Below are 24,050 nucleotides of genomic sequence, written 5' to 3'. Positions count from 1 at the left end.
CCTATTTACTGGACTTTGGGAGATTCTAAAGGTTTGTCCAACGGGACATTCAGCAGGCGTAAAGATTCCTGCATCACACGGGCAAAGACAGGTGCAGATACCATACCACCATAATAAGACCCTTGCGGATTTTCCACGACCACCACCATGGCAATACGTGGATCACTCACGGGTGCTACACCGGCAAATAAAGCACGGTATTCACTGGTTGAATAGCCTTTACGATCGGCACGCAATTTATGCGCAGTACCGGTTTTACCTGCAACACGATAACCAGGTACGGTTGCACGGGTTGCTGTACCACCAGGCAAAGTTGCAGTCTCCATCATCAGCAGAACCTGTTGTGCGATTTGTGGATCAATCATCTGCTCGCCTTGGGGCTGTTCTTCTAATTTATACAGGCTTAAAGGCACTTTCACACCTTTGTTCGCCAGCATGGCATAGGCATCAGCCAATTGCAGCACAGTCGCATTCAGACCATAACCATAAGCCATAGTTGCTACTTCAGATACATTCCATTTACTTGGCGGCAGAATCAAACCGGAACTTTCACCCGGAAATTTCACTGCGGAACGCTGACCAAAACCAAGACGTTTATAGAAAGTCGGTAAAGTTTCATACGGCAGTGACAAAGCTAATTTAGCTACACCGACGTTTGATGATTTCTGGATAATGCCACCCAGTGTCAACTGGCCGTAGTTATGCGTATCACGGATGGTGTGGTTTCCAACCCGCATACTACCTGGACTCGTATTGATCACCGAATTGGCCGTGTATTTGCCACTCTCCAAAGCCATCGCCACTGTTAGCGGCTTCATGGTTGAACCCGGCTCGAAGGAATCGACAGCACCACGGTTACGCATTGCGTCTTTATTTAATAAGCCATTCTTGTCATTCGGGTTATAAGAGGGCCAAGAAGACATTGCCAGAATTTCACCGGTTTTGACGTCGACTGCAATCGCTGTTGCGGAGCGGGCATTATTGGCGACGCCTGCTGCAGTCAGTTCACGATACATAATGTACTGTAAACGTGAGTCGATACTCAGGGTAATGTTTTCACCTGGCTCAACTTCTTTAATCACTTCCGGTTCTTTAACGCGGTTGCCTTTTTTGTCACGGATAATCTGCTGTTCACCATCCTGACCGGCAAGACGGGTATTCAGCTGCATCTCCAGACCTTCGATCCCGGTACCTTCACTATTGGTCAGACCAATAATCTGGGAGTTTGGCTGGGGCTGAGGATAATAGCGCTTATAGTTTTTCTCGGTATACACACCTTGGAAATTACGCTTCATGATCAGTTCCGCCTGTTGTGGCGGCACTTCTTTTTTCAGGATCAGATAACGTGAACGTGGACGCTCTTCCATCTTTTTGCGCAATTCAGCACGATCCATGCCCACTGCATCAGCCAGCTCATCCAGATTCAGGTTTTTATCTGGGAGCTGGCGTTTTAGTTTACGGCTATTCGGCTCTTTCTGTAGTGCCAGCATGGTTTCATCATAGAGTTTTTTATTATCAAAATAGTCACGTGGGTCAATCACGATTTTCATAATCGGCGTACTGATCGCCAGCGGAATACCATTACGATCATAAATTACGCCACGCATGGCTTTGATGGTATTGGTTCGCAGAATATTGGCATTGGCTTTATTTTGCAGAAAATCCTTATTAATAATCTGCACATAGAAAGCACGGCCGATCAGTGTTACAAAACACAGCAGCACCACAGCCCACATGATGTAAAAACGGTTGATATAAACATTTAAGGCATTTTTCTCGGTGACGGACTGCTTTTTACGTACCGGTTGCTTCTTTCTCTTGTCTACCATGTTCGAGCGCTAGCCTTATTTTTTCTCATCTGAAGGTTGTGGTAAGGAAATCACGACACTCTGTGAAATCGGAGGTGAATACATCCTTAACTGGGTCACTGCACGGGTACCAATTTGCGCGGTCGCACCAAAGGTCTGCTGTTCAATCAGCAAACGTCCCCACTCTGCATTCAAATCATCCCGTTCGCGCAGATAGGTACTCAGTTTGCGGTTATCCTGACGGTATTCAAAGACCTGGAAGACGACAAATACCGCACTGATGAAGACCATCAATATCAATATGAGGTAAATAATGACTTTTTTCAGCCATAACTTTTCTGTTTTTTTATCAACCACTTCAGTTTTCATGATGTGCCTATTAAGCTAAACGTTCTGCCACGCGCAGCCATGCGCTACGTGAACGAGGATTGGCTTTAACTTCCTCATCACTTGCCTTGACCCGGGCGATTTTCTTTAAACGTCGCGTATCCTTTTGTTGTTGCGGCATTCCCCAGCCTGAATCTTCTTCAAGCGTTGATTCTTTTTGAATAAACTGTTTAATCAACCGGTCTTCCAGTGAATGGAAACTGATCACAGCCAAACGTCCCTCCGGTTTTAAAATCTCAACCGCTTGAGGGAGGAAAGTTTCAATATCTTCTAATTCTTTATTAATAGCAATACGAATTGCCTGGAAAGTTCGGGTGGCAGCATGTTTATTTTTTTCCCATTTTGGATGGGCAACTTTCACAATTTCCGCCAGTTTGGCTGTGGTATCAATATATCCGGCAGCCTTGATCGCTTTGGCTATACGGCGACTATAACGCTCTTCCCCATACTGAAAAATCACATTAGCCAGTGCTTCTTCTTCAATATCCACCAGCCATTCTGCTGCAGTCGGACCTTGCGAGTTGTCCATACGCATATCCAGCGGGCCATCTTTCATAAAGCTAAAACCACGTTCTGCCTGATCCAGCTGCGGTGAAGACACCCCTAAGTCAGCCATCACACCATCTACACTTTCAATACCCTGCTCAGCTAATGCCTGTTTTAAATCAGCGAAGCTGGCATGGATAATTTTAAAACGTGAATCTTCCTGTTCCAGTTCTGCGGCAACAGCCAATGCTTGCGGATCTTTATCGAAAGCATAGACGCGTGCATTTTCATCTAATTTGGAAAGCAATAAACGTGTATGCCCACCGCGGCCAAAGGTTCCATCCACATAAATTCCCGTATCGCGACCAGCCAGTAAGGCATCAATCGTTTCGTGAAGTAATACAGAAATATGTGACATAAAAACTCAATCAATAGGGCGAAAAATTTAACTGCACATTATCACTCTGTTTAGCTAAAGCTCCAAACGACTTTTTGTAGATAAATATTAATTTCTATAGAGAAAACCGTTTTTATTTTTCGACAGTCGATAAAAAAGCCTCCATCGAGGAAGCTTTCTTATATTTTAAATTTATTTTTTAATCAACAGATTAACGCTTCGAGTTATAAATCTGGTCGAAGATCGCGCCATTCACAAAGTGAGTTTTCTGTGCATTGGCCCAGCCACCGAATACTTCATCAATCGTAAAGGTTTTAATTTTCGGGAACTGTGATGAATATTTGGCTAAGACTTTCTCATTACGTGGACGGTAGAAATGTCGTGCTGCCATGTCCTGACCAAGTGGAGAGTAAAGATAGTTAATATAACCTTTAGCTAACCATTTATTGCCATTTTTATCTACGGTACGATCTACGATGGCTACAGAGGGTTCAGTCAGAATGGTCAAAGATGGATAAACGATATCAAACTTATTTTTACCCAGAGTTTTTTGCGTTACCAGAGCTTCATTTTCCCAAGTTAACAACACATCACCAATATTACGTTCAGCAAATGTGGTCATCGATGCACGTGCAGCAGAGTCCATCACTTTGACGTTTTTATAAAGCTTGCCGACAAATTCTTGGGCTTTGGCTTTGCTACCACCCGGCTGTTTCTCTGCATAACCCCAAGCTGACAGATAAACCCAACGTGGCAAGCCACCAGTTTTCGGATTTGGTGTAATAATTTCTACACCCGGTTTAGTCAGATCTTTCCAGTCTTTAATTCCTTTAGGGTTACCCTTACGCACCATGAAGACAATCGTTGAAGTATAAGGTGCAGAATTATGCGGGAACTCTTTTTGCCAGCCTGGCTGAATCTGACCAGATCTTACGATCTCTTCAATATCGTTTGCCAATGCCAAGGTAACCACATCACCTTTTAAACCGTCGACCACAGAACGCGCCTGTTTACCTGAACCGCCGTGTGACTGTTTAAAGTTCACATCAATACCGGTTCGTTTTTTCCAGTAGGCACCAAAAGATTTGTTGAATTCGTCATAGAATTCACGGGTTGCATCATAAGAAACGTTCAGGAATTCACGATCCGCAGCTTGGCTCGCAGTTGCAGTAAATGTCAGACCTGTTGCCAATAAGGCAGCACTAACGAATGATTTTAATTGAGTTTTCATAAGAGTATCGGGAGATTATCTTCATTAGATATAACTATATGAAATAAAGTTATTTTTCGCAATTGAGCAAACAAAGTGCATACAGGGTAATATTTAGTTATTTTTTGTTTTAATTTCATGTTTTATATAATAAAAATATCTAGATTAAAGGCTTATCCCATTTTTATAGCATTTTATGCTTTAGATATAAAAAAAACGGATAATAAATTATCCGCTTTCTCATTATGGTTCAGTAAGTAAGATTATTTACGGTTTTCCACAGAGATCTGATCGTAAATTGCCCCATTCACAAAATGGGTTTTCTGCGCTTTTGCCCAGCCGCCAAAGACTTTATCAATAGTAAAAGTCTGGATTTTCGGGAATTGTGCCGCATATTTTGCTGCTGCTTTGGCATCGCGTGGACGGAAGTAATATTTCGCTGCCAACTCCTGCCCTTTTGGTGAATATAAATAGTTCAGATAACCTTTGGCCAAATTACGGTTGCCATTTTTATCCACGGTCTTGTCGACAATCGCCACTGAAGGCTCAGCCAGAATAGAAATTGAAGGATAAACAATTTCATATTTATCTTTACCCAGACCTTGCGTAGCCAATAACGCTTCATTTTCCCAAGAGAGTAATACATCGCCGATCCCGCGTTCAGCAAAGGTCGTTAATGAACCACGCGCACCTGAATCCAACACTTTGACATTGGCATAGAGTTTTTTCACCAGTTCTTTGGCTTTGGCATCACTACCACCCGGCTGTTTCAAAGCATAACCCCAGGCAGAAAGATAAATCCAGCGCGGTGCACCGCCAGTTTTCGGGTTTGGCGTAATAATTTCAACGCCTGGTTTGGTTAGGTCATTCCAGTCTTTAATCTGTTTTGGATTGCCTTTACGAACCAGAAAGACAATTGTAGAAGTATAAGGAGCCGAATTACTTGGGAACTCTTTCTGCCAGCCCTTTTCGATTAAGCCTGCATTGACGATTTCTTCGATGTCATTGGCCAGTGCCAAAGTGACTACATCGGCCTGCAAACCATCCACCACAGAGCGTGCCTGTTTGCCTGAACCGCCATGCGACTGTTTGAAATTGACCGCTTGCCCGGTTTTCTGTTTCCAGAACTTACCAAATTCTTCATTATATTCCTGATAGAATTCGCGGGTCGGATCATAGGAAACGTTGAGAAAGTCTTTTGCAGCATAGCCAGGAATGGCACTTCCGCCAAGTAATACTAAAATAGTAGAAGTTATTATCTTTTTCATGATTAGTGCTCATTGCTAATTTATCCAGCACTATATAAATAAAAAAATTACTTAACAATCATGCGTTTATAATATTTTATCCAATCATATTCTATTTTTGATATATATGCTCACAATTCATTTCGGATACATTTTCCCCTAAAAATTTAATATCCTGCTACAATATAAGACAGTTCTTCACGATCTCTACACAGTTATCTGTTACAAATAGTCAACTTAAATGTGGAAATTCTGAGATTTAGTAATTTTCCACAGAGAAATATTAGTTTTTTGTAAAAAATGTGACCTGGTTCTACTTTTTTATATCTGAATGTGATTAGATTGTAGCCAGTATTATAACAACATTTTTAACAAAACAAGATTAACCAGAGCCAAGGAGGAAGTTTGGATATGAAATTTAAAATATTCACAGCCAGCATCCTAAGTCTTATCATGCTGTTCTCGATTCAACTTGGCCATGCCGTAGTTGTAAAAACAGAGCTACCTAAAGCCTCTGTAAGTGCAATTGAAGTGAAAACATCACCAATTGAAAAAGCAATTCAGCAACATAAGGCTGATAAAAATGCTTTTCATACTGAGGATGAACTTAAAGCGCTGACTGCGTTCAAATCAAATCCGACTCAAAGCTTTTTTGCAGCTCAAAACCTGCGCTTTACCCGCTTTGTACAAAGTATTTTTTCTCCGAGTAATTCATAAGACTTAGTTTTAGTTCTCCACATTCGTTATATTTTGCTCATCCTGAAAAGCCGCATCATTCAATGTTGAATAAAGCATTAAGTGATGTGGCTTTTTCGTTATAATAGCTGCAATTTTATATTTAAGATTAGATCCGGTTATGACTGTTCGTACTCGTATTGCACCTTCTCCTACCGGTTTCCCGCATGTGGGAACTGCCTATATTGCCCTGTTCAACCTGTGTTTTGCCAAACAGCACCGGGGAGAATTCATTCTTCGTATTGAAGATACAGATCAGCTGCGCTCTACTCCTGAATCTGAAAAAATGATTCTGGACTCACTACGCTGGTTAGGTCTGAACTGGTCAGAAGGCCCAGATGTCGGTGGTCCACATGCACCCTACCGTCAGTCAGAACGGATGAGCATCTATAAAAAATACGCAGAAGAACTGGTAGATAAAGGTCATGCCTTCTACTGTTTCGCAACAGCGCAAGAACTGGATGAAATGCGTGCTGAACAGCAGGCTCGTGGTGAAACTCCACGCTACGATGGCCGCGGTCTGAAACTGTCTAAAGAAGAAGTGGCACGTCGTCTGGCAGCTGGTGAACCGCACGTGATCCGTATGAAAGTGCCAGCTGAAGGTGTATGTACCTTTAATGACATGCTGCGCGGTGAAGTAGAAATTCCATGGGCGCAAGTCGATATGCAAATTCTGCTGAAAACTGATGGTCTGCCAACTTATCATCTGGCAAACGTGGTTGATGACCATCTGATGCAAATTACTCATGTGATTCGTGGTGAAGAATGGATTCCATCTGCACCAAAACATCAGTTGCTGTACAAATACTTTGGTTGGGACATGCCAGTCCTGTGCCATATGCCGCTACTGCGTAACCCGGACAAATCAAAACTGTCTAAACGCAAGAACCCGACCTCAATTAACTACTACAAAGATATCGGCGTATTGCCAGAAGCATTGCTGAACTATCTGGGCCGTATGGGCTGGTCAATGCCAGATGAGCGTGAAAAGTTCACGTTGGCTGAAATGATTGAACACTTTGACATTAACCGTGTCTCTCTGGGTGGCCCAATCTTTGATGTTGAGAAACTCAACTGGTTAAATGGCCAATGGATTAAAGCTCTCTCTCCTGCTGAACTGTTAGATACCTTACTGGCTTGGAAAGCAGACCGTGCCAAACTGGAAGAAATCGCTGCTGCAATTCAACCACGGATCAATCTGCTGTCTGAAGCAGTGAACTGGTCAGCGCATTATTTCAACCATTTCCCGACTTTGACTAAAGAACAGTTCGAAAGCAAAAAACTTTCTGAAGAACAAGTGCGTCAAAGCTTGCAATTTGCGATCTGGCGTCTGGAAAGTCTGTTCACCTGGAACAATGACACTGTCAGCCAAACGCTGATGGATTTGGCGAATCAGATGGGCATTAAATTACGTGACTTTATGCCAGCGTTCTTTATTGCCATTGCCGGTTCAACCGCTTCTACCCCAGTCATGCAGACCATGGTTACCATTGGTCCGGATCTGACTTTTGCCCGCCTGCGCCACGCACTGGAAGTTGTGGGTGGTCCTAGCAAGAAAGAAGTAAAAGCTTGGGAAAAACTGAATGAGAGTCTGAAACTGCCGAAAAATGAAGCAGTTGATCAAGCTTAATTTATTTTTTAGTTGACGGCTGAGCGTTATATCCATAATATAGCGCTCACACAGACTGGGGTCATAGCTCAGTTGGTAGAGCGCTACAATGGCATTGTAGAGGTCAGGAGTTCGATCCTCCTTGACTCCACCAAATAAGTCTTGCTTTACCTGTGTATTTGCCTCATTTGTCCCTATCGTCTAGAGGCCTAGGACATCGCCCTTTCACGGCGGTAACCGGGGTTCGAATCCCCGTAGGGACGCCATATTCAAGATGGCAACATCTTAATAAAAAACCCAAGCATTGTGACTTGGGTTTTTTATTGTCTGTCTGTTTTATATTGGCGGTATTTCGGTTTTTGCGTATCTTCCGATAAAATAATCAGTAATTTAGAATTTTGGAGTTGTAATGCAATATCGTTGCCCTAAATGTCAAAGCCCAAAAATCATGCCTGTGGCTCAGCCAGGTCAACCAGCGGCGCGTCCTGTCGTGCCTAAAAGCCTGATCATGCTGGTGCCTGCCCTGTTTGTATTATTGCTGCTGGTCATCATTAGCATCGCGATATGGATTTTTGGAGATGGTGCAGGTACGACTTTACAGACCGCCACTGTGATCGTGTTTATTATCTGTCTGATCGCAGGCTTCATGTTCTATAAAGATTTGCCTGATTTTAAAATTTCTATGCAAGCTTTCATGCAAAGCCAAAAGAAATGGAAATGCCGTGAATGCAATCATGAGTGGGAAATCTGATTTCTATAGTTCACTCATTTTCAAAGCTAAAAATCTTGCATGCTTATGCAAGATTTTTTTATTAGTAAAACTAAATTTTCTACCATCCAATATTAAAGTGTCGACTAGAGCAATAAATTCATATTTTTTCTAATTTACTTCACTTTTAAAATGAAGTTTTTTTATTTCTACTGCTTGTTTTTGCTCATTAAATACACAAAAATATCAACATGAGACTAAAAGCATGTAATTCATTACCGAAATAAAACCGCTTTATATTGTAGTCTTTAGTGGATAGTTTAAATAATTATTAATAATGGCAAACGTGAGGAATAAAAATGCTTAAACTCAAAAAAGTCATACATTTTCTGTTTTCTCATGAAGAGCCTACGGGTACAGAAGTGGAAAATTCTATTTCTGAAGCAGACACTTATTATCTGGAAGCTGTACAGTTTGAAAAGCTTTGCCATGCTTTAAAGCACCGCCAAGCCGAACATTTTCAAATTGCGCAGCTAGAGCAGCAAGAAAATTATCAACGCAATGCTTTCTGGAACTACTTAAGTGCAGCCACGCGTGGACACGCCGAAGCGCAATATAGACTGGGTAAACACTTTCTTAAAGGTAGTCTAGGTTTAGATCAGAATTATTTTCATGCTGAGGAATGGCTGAATAAGGCTAAACAGCAAGGTCATTTAAAAGCTGCGCGGCTGTTATCAAATACTTATAGCCAAATGAGTGTCCAATATTAAATAAAAAAACCAGCCCAAAGGCTGGTTTTTTATGCGCTTTAATTAAGCACCAATTTTGCGGTATTTCTGACGCTTCGCTGCCAGATCATCGCCATATTTCTTACGGCGATACTCTTCAAACTCGGTATAGTTACCGGTGAAGAATTCTGGAGTTTCATCTTCAAATGACAAGATGTGAGTCGCAATACGGTCCAGGAACCAACGGTCATGCGATACCACCATCACACAGCCCGGGAAGACCAGAATTGCATCTTCTAACGCACGTAAAGTTTCTACGTCCAAGTCGTTTGATGGTTCATCGAGCAAGATAACGTTCGCACCTTGTTGCAGGATTTTCGCAAGTTGTAAACGGTTACGCTCACCACCTGACAATTCGCCTACGCGTTTTTGCTGATCTTGGCCTTTAAAGTTAAAGCGCCCGATATAAGCACGAGATGCAATTTCGTAATCGCCCACTTTCAGGATATCCAGACCGCCAGACACTTCTTCCCAAACGGTTTTATTGTCATCCAGGGTGTCACGGATCTGACCCACATAAGCAACTTTTACAGAATCACCTAAAGTCACTGTACCAGTATCAGGTTGCTGTTCGCCCGTCATCATACGGAACAGTGTAGTTTTACCTGCACCGTTTGGACCTACGATACCGACAATCGCTGTTGGTGGTACTGTGAAAGACAGGTCTTTATACAGTAATTTGTCACCAAATGATTTGCTGATCCCTTCAACTTCAACCACCTTGTTGCCCAGACGAGGACCAGGTGGAATATAGATTTCAGAAGTTTCATTACGTTGCTGGAATTCACGAGAGTTAAGCTCCTCGAAACGTTCCATACGTGCTTTGTTTTTCTTCTGCTGGCCTTTCGCATTTGAACGAACCCATTCAAGTTCTTTTTTCAATGCTTTAGCAAAAGATTCTTCCTGCTTGTTCTCTTGTTCTAAACGCGCATTTTTCTGTTCCAGCCAAGAAGAATAGTTACCTTGGTAAGGAATACCATGTCCACGGTCAAGCTCCAAAATCCACTCGGCCACGTTATCAAGGAAGTAACGGTCGTGCGTAATCGCCACGATAGTACCCGGGAAGTCTTTCAGGAAGCGTTCCAGCCAAGATACAGATTCTGCATCCAAGTGGTTGGTTGGTTCGTCAAGAAGCAACATGTCTGGTTTAGACAGCAGCAAACGGCACAATGCCACACGACGGCGTTCACCACCTGAAAGCATGGTTACATCTGCATCCCATGCTGGCAGGTTCAATGCTGCTGCAGCCTGTTCCAGCTGGTTATTCAGGTTATGCGCATCCCAAGTCTGGATAATCGCTTCCAGTTTTTCTTGCTCTTTTGCTAGTGCATCGAAGTCTGCATCTGGATCTGCATAGTCTGCAAATACCTGATCAAGGCGTTCTAATGCATCAAGTGCCTCACGTACGCCGTCTTCAACGTTGCCACGAACGTCTTTGGTTGGATCAAGTGGTGGTTCTTGCTCGAGGTAACCAATTTTGATACCCGGTTGCGCACGCGCTTCACCAGAGAAATCTTTATCTACGCCCGCCATAATACGAAGCAAAGTAGATTTACCTGCACCGTTTAAACCAAGCACACCAATTTTTGCACCTGGAAAGAATGATAAAGAGATGTCTTTCAGGATTTCGCGCTTAGGCGGAACCATCTTCGACACACGGTTCATCGTGTAAATATATTGGGCCACGTAGGACTCCTCTATAGAAAAAGCAACATTCGCATTCTATTTCAAGCAGTATGCGAACAAATATTTGGCGGGCATTATACGATGAATGTACAAAAAAAATAAGGCATAGCATGCATCTTCAATAGAATGTTACAACTAATGGCGGGTTGGTTTTTTAAACACAATCGTAGACACTGGGTGATATTCAACTGCGGCTGAATAAAATCCACATATATAAGAAAATTGAATATTCTTTTCTCTAATATGCACTTTTATTCATATTCACAGATGATAGACTGATGAAATATCCGATCAATACAATTAACTCACGAAGATGATGTAAACATGACTTATAAAGACGAAACACTTGCCATTCATGCGGGATATAGCCCGGAACCGACAACAAAAGCTGTAGCCGTACCCATCTACCAAACGACGTCTTATGCTTTTGACAATACTCAACATGGGGCTGATTTATTCGATTTAAAGGTTCAGGGCAATATCTATACCCGGATTATGAATCCCACCACCGCTGTTTTAGAACAACGTCTGGCTGCACTGGAAGGCGGGATTGGTGCGTTGGCTCTGGCCTCCGGCATGTCTGCGATTACCTATTCCATCCAGACCATTGCAGAAGCAGGTGACAATATTGCCTCGGTATCCACGCTTTATGGCGGTACATACAACCTGTTTGCGCATACCTTACCGAAGCAGGGTATTGAAGTTCGCTTCTTTGATTATCAAAAACCTGAAAGTTTACGCGACTTGATTGATGACAAAACCAAGCTGGTCTTCGTCGAATCGATTGGTAATCCACTCGGCAACATCATTGACCTGGAAGCCATTTCAAGCATTGCCCATGAATACGGCGTGCCGGTCATTGTAGACAATACCGTAGCCACTCCTGCTCTGCTCAAGCCTTTCGAATATGGCGCTGACATTGTAGTGCATTCACTGACCAAATATATTGGCGGACATGGCAACTCCATTGGTGGTGCCATTGTCGATAGCGGTAAATTCCCTTGGGGCAAATATCCGGAGCGTTTCAAAGTCTTGAACACGCCTGATCCGAGTTATCACGGGGTCAATTATGTCGAAGCTTTGGGTGAAGCGGCGTATATTGCCCGCGCACGCGTGGTGCCATTACGCAATACCGGTGCCGCAATTAGCCCATTAAGTGTATTTCTGATCTTGCAGGGTCTGGAAACGCTGAATCTTCGCATGGAGCGTCATACCGAAAATGCGCAAAAAGTTGCTGAATATTTACAGCAACATCCCAAAGTAAATTGGGTGAACTATGCTGGATTAAAAGACCATCCACAACATGCATTGGCACAAAAATACGTGAAAGGTAAACCGTCTGCGATTCTGTCTTTTGGTGTGCAAGATGGTCGTGAAGGCGGCAGCCGTTTTATTGATGCGCTACAGCTCTTTACCCGTCTGGTCAATATTGGGGATGCCAAGAGTCTGGCCTGCCACCCGGCAACCACCACCCACCGCCAGCTTAATCCTGAAGAGCTCAAATCGGCTGGTGTAAGTGAAGATATGGTACGTTTATCGATCGGGATTGAACACATTGATGACCTGATTGCGGATCTGGAACACTCTCTCGCAGCAGTTTAAGCCTCATTTTAAAGCAGAAAACTCCAGCAAAAATGCTGGAGTTTTTTTATTTATTTTTTGAATACAATCACTTGCTTTGTGATTTATTTTCATGATAAAAATCAATTGAAACGGCGAACACAAATAGAGCAATTACTCTAATTTTTATTTTATTTTCAATAGTTTAATGTATAGATTTTCTTAAATAATTAGTTATCATATTAGTACTCATCTTCGCTCTTATCTTTGTTAGAGCCATCTTTGATTTTTTAATAAAAATAATTTGAACGCAGTCTTCAAATTAGGGATAACAAACGTGAAAACTAGACTACAGAAACAATTGGAAAAACGTATTGCAGGTAAAACTGTTCTCATTACAGGCGCATCCAGTGGTATAGGTTTAACGACGGCACATCAGCTGGCAGATGCTGGCGCACATGTTTTACTGGTCGCGCGTACCAAAGACACCCTAGAACAAGTAAAAAAAGAAATTGAATCCAAGGACGGTAAAGCTTCAGTATTTCCATGTGATCTCAACAATATGGAATCCATTGATGAAGTGTCCAAACAGATTATTGCTTCAGTCGACCATATCGATATCCTGATTAACAATGCGGGTCGCTCGATTCGCCGTGCGGTGCATGAATCAGTGGATCGTTTTCATGATTTTGAACGTACCATGCAGCTAAATTATTTTGGCGCTGTGCGTCTGGTAATGAATATCCTGCCGCAAATGATGATTCGCCGTGCAGGTCATATCATCAATATCAGCTCGATTGGTGTATTGGCGAATGCCACTCGCTTCTCGGCTTATGTCGCATCTAAAGCCGCACTGGATGCTTTCAGCCGCTGTCTGTCTGCAGAAGTCCATTCACATAAAATTGCGATCACTTCGATTTATATGCCTTTGGTTCGTACGCCAATGATCGCACCGACCAAAATTTATAAATATGTGCCTACCCTGTCTCCGGAACAGGCAGCCGAACTGATTGCTTATGCGATTGTGAAACGTCCGAAGAAAGTCGCAACCAATTTGGGACGTCTGGCTTCGATTACCTATGCGATTGCACCAGACATCAACAATGTCCTGATGTCGATCGGTTATAACCTGTTCCCAAGCTCTTCAGCATCAGTGGGTCAGCCACAAAAACTGAACTGGGTACAAAAGGCCTATGCGCGGATCTTCCCGGGTGAGCACTGGTAATTTCTTCAACAATATTCTGGCCGCCTAAGGGCGGCTATTTTATTTCTGCACTTTAGAGATTCAACCGCTCAGGTTTATAATTTGAATGTGCCTAACGACACATCCTGTCTTTTCAGGCACAGATTTTTGCCGCAAATGCGACGAGATCACGTACACTATGGACGGATATTTCCTATCCATCTTTTTATATTCTGATTCAATTAATGGAAACCCTTATGAACAACGTGCAATGGCTCGATGAAGTAAAATTTAACGAACAAGGTCTGATCCCTGCCATTGCCCAGCACCATCAAACTGGTCGTGTATTGATGGTCGCCTGGATGAACCGCGAAGCGCTGACTTTAACTGCTGAAAAAAATCAGGCGGTATATTTCTCCCGTTCGCGCAACAAGTTATGGCATAAGGGCGAAGAATCTGGTCATTTCCAGACTGTGCATGAAATCCGTCTGGACTGTGATGCTGACGTGATTATTTTACAGATTGAACAGCATGGTGGTATTGCCTGCCATACTGGTCGTGAATCATGTTTCTACCGTAAACTGACACCAAATGGCTGGGAAATTGTGGATGCACAAATCAAAGATCCTGCTGCGATTTACGGTGAAAAATCAACAAATCCGCATACGCTTGCCATGAATGCCTCAACCGCTCAGTCTGAACAGGTTGAAGTATTGTCATACTTGGGCGAGATGATGGCAGAGCGTAAGAAAGCTGATCCGGAATCTTCTTATGTGGCCAAGCTGTACCATAAAGGCCTCAACAAGATTCTGGAAAAAGTCGGTGAAGAAAGCTTTGAGACCGTGATCGCGGCTAAAGATTTCAAAACTGAAGCCTCTGAAGACAACAAGAATGACCTGATCTATGAAGTGGCTGATCTATGGTTCCATACCATTGTGATGCTCGGTTACTTCGACCTGGATCCGCAACTGGTCCTGAATGAACTGGCACGCCGTCAGGGTCTATCCGGTCTGGTTGAAAAAGCCAATCGCCAACATTAAATCGTGAATGAATCTACCTGTGTCTGATCTGCAAAAACCCAAAGCGACCTATGAGCAGGCAACTGCTATTGATAACGCACGCCTGGGAAAATCTTTTAAAGTCATTGCCTATGCGGGCACAGGTAAAACCACGACCCTGCAAATGATCAGTGATGCCATGCCGGAACGGCGCGGCATGTATCTGGCGTTTAATAAATCCATTGCCTCAGAAGCACAAAACAAGTTTCATCGTGGTGTCGACTGCCGAACGTTTCACTCCCTGGCTTTTCGCAGTGTTCCACGTGGAGTCACGGATAAACTACGCCTACCGCGTTTAAGTCCAAGCTTTATTGCCAAAGAATATCGCCTTGAACCGATGACCTTGCGCCGGATGATGGGCGGACGTTATGAAAAATATGTACTGATGCCTTCGCGTCTGGCCAGTCTGGTCGCGAATGCAGTTGGCTATTTCTGCTCAACCAGTTCGCAATATCCCGCCCCGCGACATATTCAGGCACCGAGCTGGCTACACCCAGATGATATTGAAGCATTGCAAAAGAAACTTTATCCAGCAGTTGAACGGCGTTGGTTAGAGTCAATTGATCCCAATCATCAGGCCGGGATTGGGCATGATATTTACCTGAAACTTTGGGCATTGTCTGAGCCCAATATTCCTGCCGACTATGTGCTGTTTGATGAAGCACAGGATGCTGATCCACTGATGCTGGGAATTTTGCTGAAACAGCGTAGCACTCAGGTCATCTATGTCGGCGATGCGCATCAGCAGATTTATGCCTGGCGTGGCGCAGTGAATGCCATGCAGCAGCTGCCGCTACCCGAATCTCGTCTGACCACTTCATTCCGTTTCGGGCCTGAAATTGCGTTAAATGCCAATGCGATTTTGGGAGCATTGAATGAAACCGTGCCCCTACTCGGTAATCCGCACTTAAACTCCAAAGTCGTCAATAAACCGCACACTAAATTACGCGATGCGATTCTATGCCGGACCAATGCGCGTGCTATGGAACTATTACTTGCCGGTTTAGTACGTGGCGATAAAGTCAGCCTGCAAGCGGATCATGTCAAACTGAACCGTTTTGTTGATGCCGCTGCGATGCTGAAACAGGGCAAACGTGTGGTTGATGTACCTGAACTGGCCTGGTTTAATTCCTGGCATGATGTACACGAATACTGTGAGACCAATGAAGGCAGTGATATCAAGCCTTTAGTCAAACTGGTTGATGAACATGGCACTGATCCCCTGAAAACTGCCCTCGCCAAAATCACCCCAATCGGGCAAGCAGACTACATCATCTCTACCGCGCATAAGGCCAAAGGTCTGGAATGGGATCGCGTTCATATTGAAGATGACTACCAGTTCAAGCTGAATGAGAAAGACCATAAAATTAGTGACGAAGAGTTACGTCTGCTTTACGTGGCCTGTACTCGTGCTAAAGTAAGCTTAAATATTCATCACATTTATGACCTCATTCAACAACTGAAAATCAGGATGCCACAGTCACTGCGCCAAGCCGTCGGCTAAGGTAAAACATAGATGTAAAAATCACGCTACAGGTGATCCATGCACATCGAAAAAATACAACTCAAACATGCTCTGCACTTTTCCAATATCCAGCTCGATTTTGATTTGCAAAAATCACCTGTGACTTTAATTCTGGGTGATCAGTGTTCCGGTAAAACCACCTTGCTACGCTTGAGTTATCAGGCTTTGACCTGGTTTTCTGCCCGTTTTCGTGACTTGCGTACCGCAGGTTTAAGTATGCTGGATCAGGATATCCTGCAAAATCGTCTACAATCCAAAATTGATATCCAGGTTCGTTTTCCCGATGATTTGGGATCATTGCCTGAATCAGCACAGGGAGAGGCAGCCCCTGCCCAATCCTGTTCCTGGCAGTTATATAAGACCTTAAATAGTCAGGGAATTGGCTTTGCCAAAGCGGAAACGCAGCAACTCGATGCCATGGTGAATCTTTATCAGAAGGCAAGACAACATGACCCTTTGCTCGGCCTGCCTATGGTTGCCTACTACCCGGCTGAACGTTTCATCAATGAAATCAATTTACTCAGCAAAAATAATCAGGCCATTTTTCAGACTGCGCATGCCTATGAAATTACCGCTATCCCTTTTACGACTTTTGCACGTTTCTTTGAATGGTTTCGTGAAGTCAGTGATATTGAAAATGCACAAAGTGCCAAGATCATTGACCAGATTCTAGATCAGGCGCTACAGCAATCGGATGATATACAGGCAGATCAGCTGGCCCAGCAAATTGAAAAAGCCAAAGCGCATATGCATACGCCAAGCCTGACTGCCTTGCGTGAAGCTTTATCCATTGTGCTGCCGGAACTTAGCCAGATTTATCTCGATTACCAGCCCAAACTGCAATTAATAGTGCGTTATCAGGATCACACCTTTAGCTTTCAGCAGTTGTCGAGCAGTATCCGGAACTGGATTGCACTGGTGGGAGATGTTGTACGGCGCCTTTGTCTGCTTAATCCGCACAGTTTATTTCCCTGTCAGGAAGGTACTGGCATTTTGCTGATTGATGAAATTGATCACCAACTGGATCAGGACATGGCCGCCGTCATTTTACCGCGTCTGCATCAGGCGTTTCCTAACTTGCAGATTATTGTGACTGGAAACCGGCCGGAATTGCTGGAGCAGGCTCAGGATTTTCAGTGTCTAAAACTGGAAAATAAACAGTTGCATCCCATCCATCTAAATCCAATGCAGGTTCAGTATGATCATTTTTATGCAGAGTTGCCGCTTGAGATGAGCCAGAATCATTCAGATATAGAAAAAGTTGAAGATGCACTTCAGGAACCAGAAACAGTCAACCTGACGACTCAGTCTGTTCTGCAACTGATTCAGGAACAGCTAAGCACAGAACAGCAGCAAGAACTTTTACAACTGTTGAGTCAGGATAATTCACAAAGCCTGCCTCAATCTTCTTAACTAGTGCTGAAACGATAATGTAATTTAAAAAATAAAATCAGGATGCAAGAATAGGTTTTGATTTTCTGCATTTCTGATCAAGAAGTTATAAATTTTTATCAATAAATGCAGGGAGTTTGATCTTTATTTTCGGTCAAATTTGTACGAGATGTTCAAGCATGCACCCCATATCAAAACCAAGCTTACGTATAATCTACAAGTTCTACATAAAAACATTGATGTTGTGGTTATCCTGTAATATGATCGGTTTTACTTGCAATTTTCGTTGTAAAATCGGAATTTGCTATCGTTTATAAGTTGCGCAATACAACTGTTTTATTCTGTTTGAATATCATTCTGGCTTTCAAGATCGAGAAGTTTTGGGTCGCTCTTTGCGGTCCTGTAATCCTTGAAAGATAAAGATTCACCCTAGGTTGACCTTAACCTATATCACGACAATGGATACGAGTGTGCTGCCAATTATTATATTGTTACCGTTAGTATTAGGCACAACCCTTGTCTCGTGGCTGAAGCAATTTTCACGCGGGGTAACGGCTTTAGGAGCAATTGCCGTCAGCCTCAGCAGTTTCTTATTACTGTTGAGTCAGGCGCCTGCTGTATTTAATGGAACGGTAATTACCCAGACCTGGTCCTGGCTACCCCAGCTTGGAATCGATTTCAGTTTCCGGCTGGATGCTTTGGGCATGCTGTTTGCTCTGCTGATTAGTGGGATTGGTACCCTGATTTATATCTATGCCTATTACTATCTCAGCCCTAAAAACTCCCTGAGTAAACTGTATTTCCTGCTGATGCTGTTTATGGCAGCGATGCTCGGCATTTCATTGTCTAATAATCTTCTGATTCTCCTGATTTTCTGGGAACTCACCAGTATTTCTTCCTTCCTGCTAGTTGGTTACTGGAGCAATTACGAAGCGGCCCAACGCGGCTCACGCATGGCTCTAACCATTACCGGCATGGGCGGCTTATCTATGCTGGGTGGTTTTATTCTACTCGGACAGATTACGGGTACCTATCAGATTGACCAGATCCTGATGATGGGCGAACAGATTCAGGCGCATGCCCTATTTGTACCGACATTATTATTAATTTTACTCGGTGCTTTTACCAAAAGTGCGCAGTTCCCGTTTCACTTCTGGTTACCAAATGCCATGGCAGCACCGACGCCGGTGTCTGCCTATCTGCACTCTGCCACCATGGTCAAAGCGGGCCTGTTTTTAGTCGCACGTTTATTGCCGATTTTTGCAGGCGCGGCACTGTTCCATAATATTGTTACTTTTATCGGGTTATTTACCCTGTGTGTGGCAGCGTTCTTTGCCATCTTTAAAGAAGATCTGAAAGGTCTGTTGGCCTATTCAACTATTAGCCACTTGGGCCTGATCATGTGTTTGCTGGGTATTGGCTCACCACTGGCTGTGGCAGCAGCAATTTTCCATATCATTAACCATGCAACCTTTAAAGCTGCCTTGTTCATGATTGCCGGGATCATTGACCATGAATCCGGTACTCGTGATCTGCGAAAATTGTCTGGTCTTTGGCAAATGCTGCCTTTTACCGCAACACTGACCATGATCACCGCCGCCTCCATGGCTGGTATTCCATTAACCAATGGTTTCTTGTCCAAGGAAATGTTCTTTACCGAACTGGTCGCAAACTTAAGTGGCCCAGTCATGGTCGGTGCTGCTATTGCAGGAACACTGGCCGGGATTTTCGCTGTCGCCTATTCGATTCGCTTGGTACATGGCGTGTTTTTTGATGGTCCGTTAGGCCAGCAAGTCCCAAATAAAGATGCGCATGAGCCGCCATTTGGTATGCGTGCACCAGCTATTTTATTAGCTTTCCTGTGTATTGCAGTTGGTTTGTTACCAGGATTACTGGTCGAAAAGATTGTAAATAGCACTACACAAGCGTCAACCCAGAATTTCGCCTTTGAAGGTACTCACCTCGCCCTTTGGCACGGTATTAATCTGCCTTTGGTGATGAGTATTATTGCGATATTTGGCGGTGCGATTTTCTATTTTGCACTGGCTAAAGGCGGTGCAATTCGGGAAATTGATCTGGATCCAAAACTCGGCAAACTGCAGGGTCGTGTACTGTTTGATCTGTTCCTGAAAAATCTGTTACTGAATTCAAGACGTTTCCGCCGTGCGACTGAAAATGGCAAACTGCAAAGTTATATTTTGTGGACGGTGCTGTTTACCATTGGTCTGGTGGGCTATCCACTCGTCGTCAATGGGATCGACACCGGTAGCCGCGAACTGACCCATGCACCAGTTCTGGCCATCGTTCTATGGTTACTGCTGTTCTCAGCCTGCTGGATGATGCTGTGGTTCCATCATGAACGGATTAAAGCCATCCTGATCAGCGGTGCGGTCGGTCTGGTCGTCACCATGGTTTTCATTGGTTTTTCAGCACCCGATCTGGCTTTGACCCAGATTACAGTCGATGTAGTAACAACTGTTCTGCTACTGATGAGCCTGTCACTCCTGCCACAATTAACGCCTTATGAATCCAGCCCGACCCGACGCTGGCGAGATGCAGTGATTGCGGTCTGCGGGGGTCTAGGAATTGCAACGGTTGCTTGGCTAGTTATGACACGTGACCATAATTCAATTTCCTGGTTCTTCATCCAACAATCGATTCCGCTTGGTGGCGGTACAAACGTCGTCAACGTAATTCTGGTCGATTTCCGTGGTTTCGATACCTTCGGCGAGATTACCGTACTCGGGATTGCTGCCATTGGGGTACTGAGTCTGATGGACGGTATGCGTGCCCATGGCACCACCATTACCCAAGGCCTGACTTACCGTTTTAACCCCTCCCCTTTGATGCTACGTATTACAGCATCGTGGATTTTACCGGTAGCCTTGGTGGTTAGCCTATATATCTTTATGCGCGGCCATAATCTTCCGGGTGGCGGTTTTATTGCCGGTCTGGTCACCTCATTGGCCTTGATCATTCAATACGTTGCGATTGGTCAGGATCATGCAGAAAAAATGCTGGGAGCTAAATCTGGACGTCTCTATGAAATCTGGATTGGTATCGGCCTGACTATTGCAGGCCTAACCGGTATCGCAGCCTGGTTCTGGTCACGTCCATTCCTGACCAGTGCCCATATTCATGTCCATCCGCCATTACTTGGCGATATGCATCTGGCTTCTGCCGCGCTATTTGATGTCGGTGTCTATGTCACCGTAGTCGGGGCGACCATGCTGATGATTTCCGTTCTGGGTGACTCCCGTCACTCAAGTATGACTGGCCCAGTACCAAGAGGATAATAGAATGATTAGTTTAGAACTTTTATTAGCCTCAGCAATTGGCCTACTCACTGCCACCGGGATCTATCTGATTCTGCGAGCACGTACCTTTCCGGTGGTCCTTGGACTGGCCATGATTGGTTATGCAGTGAACCTGTTTTTATTTGCCATGGGCCGTATTCAGATGAATTCGCCTGCAGTGCTTACCGAAGCCACGCAGGTCACCGATCCTTTACCTCAGGCCTTGGTTTTAACCGCAATTGTAATCGGTTTTGCAACCACCGCCTTTATTGTACAGCTGGCCTTACGTAGCCGTTATGAATCAGGAACAGATCACGTTGATTCCAAAGAAGAGATACCGCAACATGACCCACGTGAGGATGAGCCGTAATGACTGATCTTCTCAACTTCTTGAATCAACACACCCCTATTTTCAGTATTCTTTTACCGGCGTTTACTGCCTTTATTCTAGTACTGTTGGGTAACCCGGGTTCCGGTTCTCTGATTACCGACTGGCGTCAGCCGTGGCGTCGTGGTGTGAGTCATATTTCGACCCTATTGGGTCTGATTATGGCGATTGGCTACCTGATCAATAGCAGCCAAGGGCAAATTAATGTCTACACTTTAAGTGAATGGGCTGCCCCTTTTGGTATTGTGCTGGTCCTGGACCAGCTCTCTGCCTTGATGCTGGTACTGACCTATACACTCGCTTTGCCAATCGTTTGGTATGCCAGCAAAGAATGGGATATTCGCGGGCGCTATTTCCACGCCATGGTCCATTTTCTATTAATGGGGCTTAGTGGTGCCTTTCTGACCGGTGACTTGTTTAACCTGTTCGTGTTCTTCGAGATCCTGTTAATGGCATCCTATGTTCTACTTTTGCATGGGCAAGGCAAGGCACGCTTCCAGCTCGGTGTGCATTATGTGGCTATTAACCTGCTCGCTTCTGCCATGTTCCTGATCGGACTCGGCATGATTTATGGCAGTGTCGGCAGCCTGAATATGGCTGATGTTGCCCGTCTGATGCCAACTTTGGCAGGCGATGAACATAAGCTGGCTGTTGCAGGCGGACTGATGCTATTTGTGGTGTTCGGGATCAAGGCAGCCATGTTACCGGTAGGTCTGTGGCTTCCTAAAACGTATGCTGTTGCAACTACTCCGGTGGCTGCCCTGTTTACCATCATGACCAAAGTCGGGATCTACGCGATTATCCGGGTCAATGGTACTGTATTTGATGATGAATACAGTCATCAGATCCTGATGAACTGTCTGCTGATAATTGGGGTGATTACCTCACTGTATGGCGCATTTGGTGCAATTGGGACTGAACGTTTACGCCGTTTCGTCGGCTTTATGATTCTGTCTTCGGTCGGCACCATTCTGATTGCGATTGCCATGAATAGCACCCAGGCTTGGGCAGGTGCCTTGTACTATATGGTGCACAGTACCCTGATTGGCGCAGCGTTTTATATCCTATGTGGCTGGATTACCTCACAGCGCGGTGAGTTTAAAGACCATTTTAAAATTGCCCCACAGATGAAACAGAATACTTTGGTTTCCATCGTATATTTCATCATTGCCTTGATGATGGCCGGCTTGCCGCCTTTCAGTGGCTTCTTCGGTAAGGTGTTTATTCTGCAAGCTTCAGGACAGTCTGAGCATCAAATGCTGATTATCTTCACGGTTCTACTGGTCAGCTTACTGAGTATTCTGGCTTTTACCCGGGTCGGTTTTATTCTGTTCTGGCGTTCAAGCCGACCGGAACAGGATGAAAATTCTGAAGAATTCAGCAAATATGAAGCCTTACCAAGCAAGGCACCAGCACGAAATGACCGGGTCATTTATCTATTATTGCTCAGTCTGACAGCCTACGTTGTTTTTGCTGCACCGATTTATCAATATAATTATCAGACCGCAGCACAGATTAAGACCAATCCGATTTATGAAGCAGCATTATTAAAACGTGATGCTGAAGGTAAGTTTATTAGTGTGCAGCCATTTGATCCGGGTTATTTACCAGAAACCAAATACGGTGGTGAAACGCCTGATCCAAATGCGCATCTGATTCCTTATGTCATTTCAGAAAATACCTTAAATGGCGACCATATTTCTGAATTTAAACAACGTCAGATTGATAAACAGTATATTGAACAGAACAAATACGACGACAATCAACTTAAACCGGCGGAGGGACTTTAATGGCTAAATCATTACTTCAACGCTGGTTCCCTCATCCTTTCGTTTCCGTGATTGTGGCGATGAGCTGGGTCATGCTGGCCCATAATATGGAAGCCGGCACATTGCTCATGGCTCTGTTTCTGGCCATCTTGATTCCGCGAATGGTCGCCCCTTTTATTGATTACACACCGAATATCCGGTGGGTGCCGGCAATGCGCCTATTTTGGGTCGTTGTTTGGGACATCATTGTCGCAAACATTAAGGTAGCGATTCTGGTGCTGGGACCGACCAAAAATCTGCATCCCAAATGGTTCCGGGTACCTCTGGATACCGAACATGAAGAAGTGAATACGTTGCTGGCAATGATTATTACCACGACACCAGGTACAGTCTCTGCGGGGATTGATCAGGACCGTGGCGATATTCTGGTGCATGCCTTAAGCACGGATGATGAAGAGGCCGAAATCGAAACCATCAAACAGCGCTATGAACAACCATTGATTAAAATTTTTAGCGCACAATCAGGAGCTGAAGCATGACCATTCTGCCATATGCATTGCTGATTTGTCTGGGTGCTGTCACGATCTCCATGTTACTGTGTCTGATCCGGCTGGTTATGGGCCCATCAATCGTTGACCGTCTGCTGGCACTGGATACCCTATTTTTAAATGCAACCTGTCTGGTGGTGATTCTGGGAATCTACTGGAGCAGCACTTTCATGTTTGAAGGTGCCCTACTGGTGGCCATGCTGGGCTTTGTTTCTACCGCTGCCCTTGCCCGCTATTTCACCACTGGCCATGTCATCGACTAGGAGTTT

20 protein-coding genes and 2 tRNA genes are annotated in these 24,050 nt (G+C 44.3%); 16 read left to right on the top strand and 6 right to left on the bottom strand.

Features of this window, described 5'->3' with window-relative positions; genetic code table 11:
- Window positions 1-5: 5 nt before the first annotated feature.
- The 5 genes from ftsI to FTV31_RS05075 form a co-directional block, all read right to left on the bottom strand.
- Window positions 6-1,829 carry a penicillin-binding protein PBP3 gene (gene ftsI / locus FTV31_RS05095; RefSeq protein ID WP_180013413.1) on the bottom strand — a complete coding sequence of 608 codons (1,824 nt, stop codon included), beginning with the start codon at window positions 1,827-1,829 and terminating at the stop codon, window positions 6-8.
- Between the two features lie 15 nt (window positions 1,830-1,844).
- Window positions 1,845-2,177, bottom strand: a complete 333-nt coding sequence (gene ftsL, locus FTV31_RS05090) for a cell division protein FtsL (RefSeq protein ID WP_159122699.1) — start codon at window positions 2,175-2,177, stop codon at window positions 1,845-1,847.
- Window positions 2,178-2,187: 10 nt separating this feature from the next.
- Window positions 2,188-3,099 (bottom strand): 16S rRNA (cytosine(1402)-N(4))-methyltransferase RsmH, encoded by a 912-nt coding sequence (gene rsmH / locus FTV31_RS05085; protein WP_180013411.1) that lies wholly within the window; start codon window positions 3,097-3,099, stop codon window positions 2,188-2,190.
- A gap of 190 nt (window positions 3,100-3,289) precedes the next feature.
- Window positions 3,290-4,309 carry a sulfate ABC transporter substrate-binding protein gene (locus tag FTV31_RS05080; RefSeq protein WP_180013409.1) on the bottom strand — a complete coding sequence of 340 codons (1,020 nt, stop codon included), beginning with the start codon at window positions 4,307-4,309 and terminating at the stop codon, window positions 3,290-3,292.
- A gap of 242 nt (window positions 4,310-4,551) precedes the next feature.
- Window positions 4,552-5,556: a sulfate ABC transporter substrate-binding protein gene (locus FTV31_RS05075; protein WP_180013407.1), complete on the bottom strand. Its 1,005-nt coding sequence runs from the start codon at window positions 5,554-5,556 to the stop codon at window positions 4,552-4,554.
- 390 nt (window positions 5,557-5,946) lie between these two features.
- Here FTV31_RS05075 and FTV31_RS05070 point away from each other — a divergent pair, with 390 nt between their 5' ends.
- From FTV31_RS05070 to FTV31_RS05045, 6 genes are all read left to right on the top strand, one after another.
- Window positions 5,947-6,252 carry a hypothetical protein gene (locus FTV31_RS05070; protein ID WP_180013405.1) on the top strand — a complete coding sequence of 102 codons (306 nt, stop codon included), beginning with the start codon at window positions 5,947-5,949 and terminating at the stop codon, window positions 6,250-6,252.
- A gap of 139 nt (window positions 6,253-6,391) precedes the next feature.
- Window positions 6,392-7,900: a glutamate--tRNA ligase gene (gene gltX / locus FTV31_RS05065; protein ID WP_180013403.1), complete on the top strand. Its 1,509-nt coding sequence runs from the start codon at window positions 6,392-6,394 to the stop codon at window positions 7,898-7,900.
- Window positions 7,901-7,957: 57 nt separating this feature from the next.
- Window positions 7,958-8,033 (top strand) — tRNA-Ala (locus FTV31_RS05060).
- 36 nt (window positions 8,034-8,069) lie between these two features.
- Window positions 8,070-8,145, top strand: a tRNA-Glu gene (locus tag FTV31_RS05055).
- Window positions 8,146-8,288: 143 nt separating this feature from the next.
- Window positions 8,289-8,630 carry a hypothetical protein gene (locus FTV31_RS05050; RefSeq protein ID WP_180013401.1) on the top strand — a complete coding sequence of 114 codons (342 nt, stop codon included), beginning with the start codon at window positions 8,289-8,291 and terminating at the stop codon, window positions 8,628-8,630.
- A 317-nt stretch (window positions 8,631-8,947) separates the two neighbouring features.
- The gene (locus FTV31_RS05045) at window positions 8,948-9,358 is read left to right on the top strand and encodes an SEL1-like repeat protein (RefSeq protein ID WP_180013399.1); all 411 of its coding nucleotides are present in this window, start codon (window positions 8,948-8,950) and stop codon (window positions 9,356-9,358) included.
- 42 nt (window positions 9,359-9,400) lie between these two features.
- Here the strand turns inward: FTV31_RS05045 and ettA are convergent, their stop codons facing one another.
- Window positions 9,401-11,062: an energy-dependent translational throttle protein EttA gene (ettA, locus tag FTV31_RS05040; protein ID WP_005233568.1), complete on the bottom strand. Its 1,662-nt coding sequence runs from the start codon at window positions 11,060-11,062 to the stop codon at window positions 9,401-9,403.
- 324 nt (window positions 11,063-11,386) lie between these two features.
- On the opposite strand from ettA, the gene FTV31_RS05035 reads away from it, so the two are divergent.
- From FTV31_RS05035 to FTV31_RS04990, 10 genes are all read left to right on the top strand, one after another.
- Window positions 11,387-12,664 carry an O-acetylhomoserine aminocarboxypropyltransferase/cysteine synthase family protein gene (locus tag FTV31_RS05035; RefSeq protein ID WP_180013397.1) on the top strand — a complete coding sequence of 426 codons (1,278 nt, stop codon included), beginning with the start codon at window positions 11,387-11,389 and terminating at the stop codon, window positions 12,662-12,664.
- 295 nt (window positions 12,665-12,959) lie between these two features.
- Window positions 12,960-13,847 (top strand): SDR family NAD(P)-dependent oxidoreductase, encoded by an 888-nt coding sequence (locus FTV31_RS05030; RefSeq protein ID WP_180013395.1) that lies wholly within the window; start codon window positions 12,960-12,962, stop codon window positions 13,845-13,847.
- A gap of 215 nt (window positions 13,848-14,062) precedes the next feature.
- Window positions 14,063-14,845, top strand: coding sequence for a bifunctional phosphoribosyl-AMP cyclohydrolase/phosphoribosyl-ATP diphosphatase HisIE (hisIE, locus tag FTV31_RS05025; RefSeq protein ID WP_180013393.1), 783 nt, complete (start codon window positions 14,063-14,065; stop codon window positions 14,843-14,845).
- Between the two features lie 19 nt (window positions 14,846-14,864).
- On the top strand, window positions 14,865-16,367 hold the full coding sequence (locus tag FTV31_RS05020; RefSeq protein WP_034590271.1) for an AAA family ATPase: 1,503 nt from the start codon (window positions 14,865-14,867) through the stop codon (window positions 16,365-16,367).
- A 39-nt stretch (window positions 16,368-16,406) separates the two neighbouring features.
- On the top strand, window positions 16,407-17,801 hold the full coding sequence (locus tag FTV31_RS05015) for an AAA family ATPase (RefSeq protein WP_180013391.1): 1,395 nt from the start codon (window positions 16,407-16,409) through the stop codon (window positions 17,799-17,801).
- A 437-nt stretch (window positions 17,802-18,238) separates the two neighbouring features.
- Window positions 18,239-21,076, top strand: coding sequence for a monovalent cation/H+ antiporter subunit A (locus tag FTV31_RS05010; RefSeq protein WP_180013389.1), 2,838 nt, complete (start codon window positions 18,239-18,241; stop codon window positions 21,074-21,076).
- 4 nt (window positions 21,077-21,080) lie between these two features.
- Window positions 21,081-21,446, top strand: coding sequence for a Na+/H+ antiporter subunit C (locus FTV31_RS05005; RefSeq protein ID WP_004787185.1), 366 nt, complete (start codon window positions 21,081-21,083; stop codon window positions 21,444-21,446).
- The gene (locus tag FTV31_RS05000) at window positions 21,446-23,254 is read left to right on the top strand and encodes a monovalent cation/H+ antiporter subunit D (protein ID WP_180013387.1); all 1,809 of its coding nucleotides are present in this window, start codon (window positions 21,446-21,448) and stop codon (window positions 23,252-23,254) included. The genes FTV31_RS05005 and FTV31_RS05000 overlap by 1 nt, the downstream gene beginning before the upstream one ends.
- Window positions 23,254-23,772, top strand: coding sequence for a Na+/H+ antiporter subunit E (locus FTV31_RS04995; RefSeq protein ID WP_180013385.1), 519 nt, complete (start codon window positions 23,254-23,256; stop codon window positions 23,770-23,772). The genes FTV31_RS05000 and FTV31_RS04995 overlap by 1 nt, the downstream gene beginning before the upstream one ends.
- Window positions 23,769-24,044 (top strand): monovalent cation/H+ antiporter subunit F, encoded by a 276-nt coding sequence (locus FTV31_RS04990; RefSeq protein WP_004787192.1) that lies wholly within the window; start codon window positions 23,769-23,771, stop codon window positions 24,042-24,044. The genes FTV31_RS04995 and FTV31_RS04990 overlap by 4 nt, the downstream gene beginning before the upstream one ends.
- Window positions 24,045-24,050: the final 6 nt, after the last annotated feature.

The organism is Acinetobacter sp. YH16031 (genome assembly GCF_013417335.1).
Classification (GTDB): Bacteria; Pseudomonadota; Gammaproteobacteria; order Pseudomonadales; family Moraxellaceae; genus Acinetobacter.
The sequence above is the reverse complement of the archived record's forward strand: the minus strand, read 5'-3'. Positions and strand labels throughout refer to the sequence as shown.

What these genes read in the sequence shown, in the direction of transcription:
- FTV31_RS05010 (WP_180013389.1), top strand. Translation starts at nt 18,239, where the DNA reads ATGGATACGAGTGTGCTGCCAATTATTATATTGTTACCGTTAGTATTA.
- FTV31_RS05070 (WP_180013405.1), top strand. Translation starts at nt 5,947, where the DNA reads ATGAAATTTAAAATATTCACAGCCAGCATCCTAAGTCTTATCATGCTG.
- ftsI (WP_180013413.1), bottom strand. Translation starts at nt 1,829, where the DNA reads ATGGTAGACAAGAGAAAGAAGCAACCGGTACGTAAAAAGCAGTCCGTC.
- FTV31_RS05000 (WP_180013387.1), top strand. Translation starts at nt 21,446, where the DNA reads ATGACTGATCTTCTCAACTTCTTGAATCAACACACCCCTATTTTCAGT.
- FTV31_RS05080 (WP_180013409.1), bottom strand. Translation starts at nt 4,309, where the DNA reads ATGAAAACTCAATTAAAATCATTCGTTAGTGCTGCCTTATTGGCAACA.
- FTV31_RS05035 (WP_180013397.1), top strand. Translation starts at nt 11,387, where the DNA reads ATGACTTATAAAGACGAAACACTTGCCATTCATGCGGGATATAGCCCG.
- FTV31_RS05045 (WP_180013399.1), top strand. Translation starts at nt 8,948, where the DNA reads ATGCTTAAACTCAAAAAAGTCATACATTTTCTGTTTTCTCATGAAGAG.
- FTV31_RS04990 (WP_004787192.1), top strand. Translation starts at nt 23,769, where the DNA reads ATGACCATTCTGCCATATGCATTGCTGATTTGTCTGGGTGCTGTCACG.
- FTV31_RS04995 (WP_180013385.1), top strand. Translation starts at nt 23,254, where the DNA reads ATGGCTAAATCATTACTTCAACGCTGGTTCCCTCATCCTTTCGTTTCC.
- gltX (WP_180013403.1), top strand. Translation starts at nt 6,392, where the DNA reads ATGACTGTTCGTACTCGTATTGCACCTTCTCCTACCGGTTTCCCGCAT.
- FTV31_RS05015 (WP_180013391.1), top strand. Translation starts at nt 16,407, where the DNA reads ATGCACATCGAAAAAATACAACTCAAACATGCTCTGCACTTTTCCAAT.
- rsmH (WP_180013411.1), bottom strand. Translation starts at nt 3,099, where the DNA reads ATGTCACATATTTCTGTATTACTTCACGAAACGATTGATGCCTTACTG.
- hisIE (WP_180013393.1), top strand. Translation starts at nt 14,063, where the DNA reads ATGAACAACGTGCAATGGCTCGATGAAGTAAAATTTAACGAACAAGGT.
- FTV31_RS05005 (WP_004787185.1), top strand. Translation starts at nt 21,081, where the DNA reads ATGATTAGTTTAGAACTTTTATTAGCCTCAGCAATTGGCCTACTCACT.
- FTV31_RS05075 (WP_180013407.1), bottom strand. Translation starts at nt 5,556, where the DNA reads ATGAAAAAGATAATAACTTCTACTATTTTAGTATTACTTGGCGGAAGT.
- FTV31_RS05050 (WP_180013401.1), top strand. Translation starts at nt 8,289, where the DNA reads ATGCAATATCGTTGCCCTAAATGTCAAAGCCCAAAAATCATGCCTGTG.
- ftsL (WP_159122699.1), bottom strand. Translation starts at nt 2,177, where the DNA reads ATGAAAACTGAAGTGGTTGATAAAAAAACAGAAAAGTTATGGCTGAAA.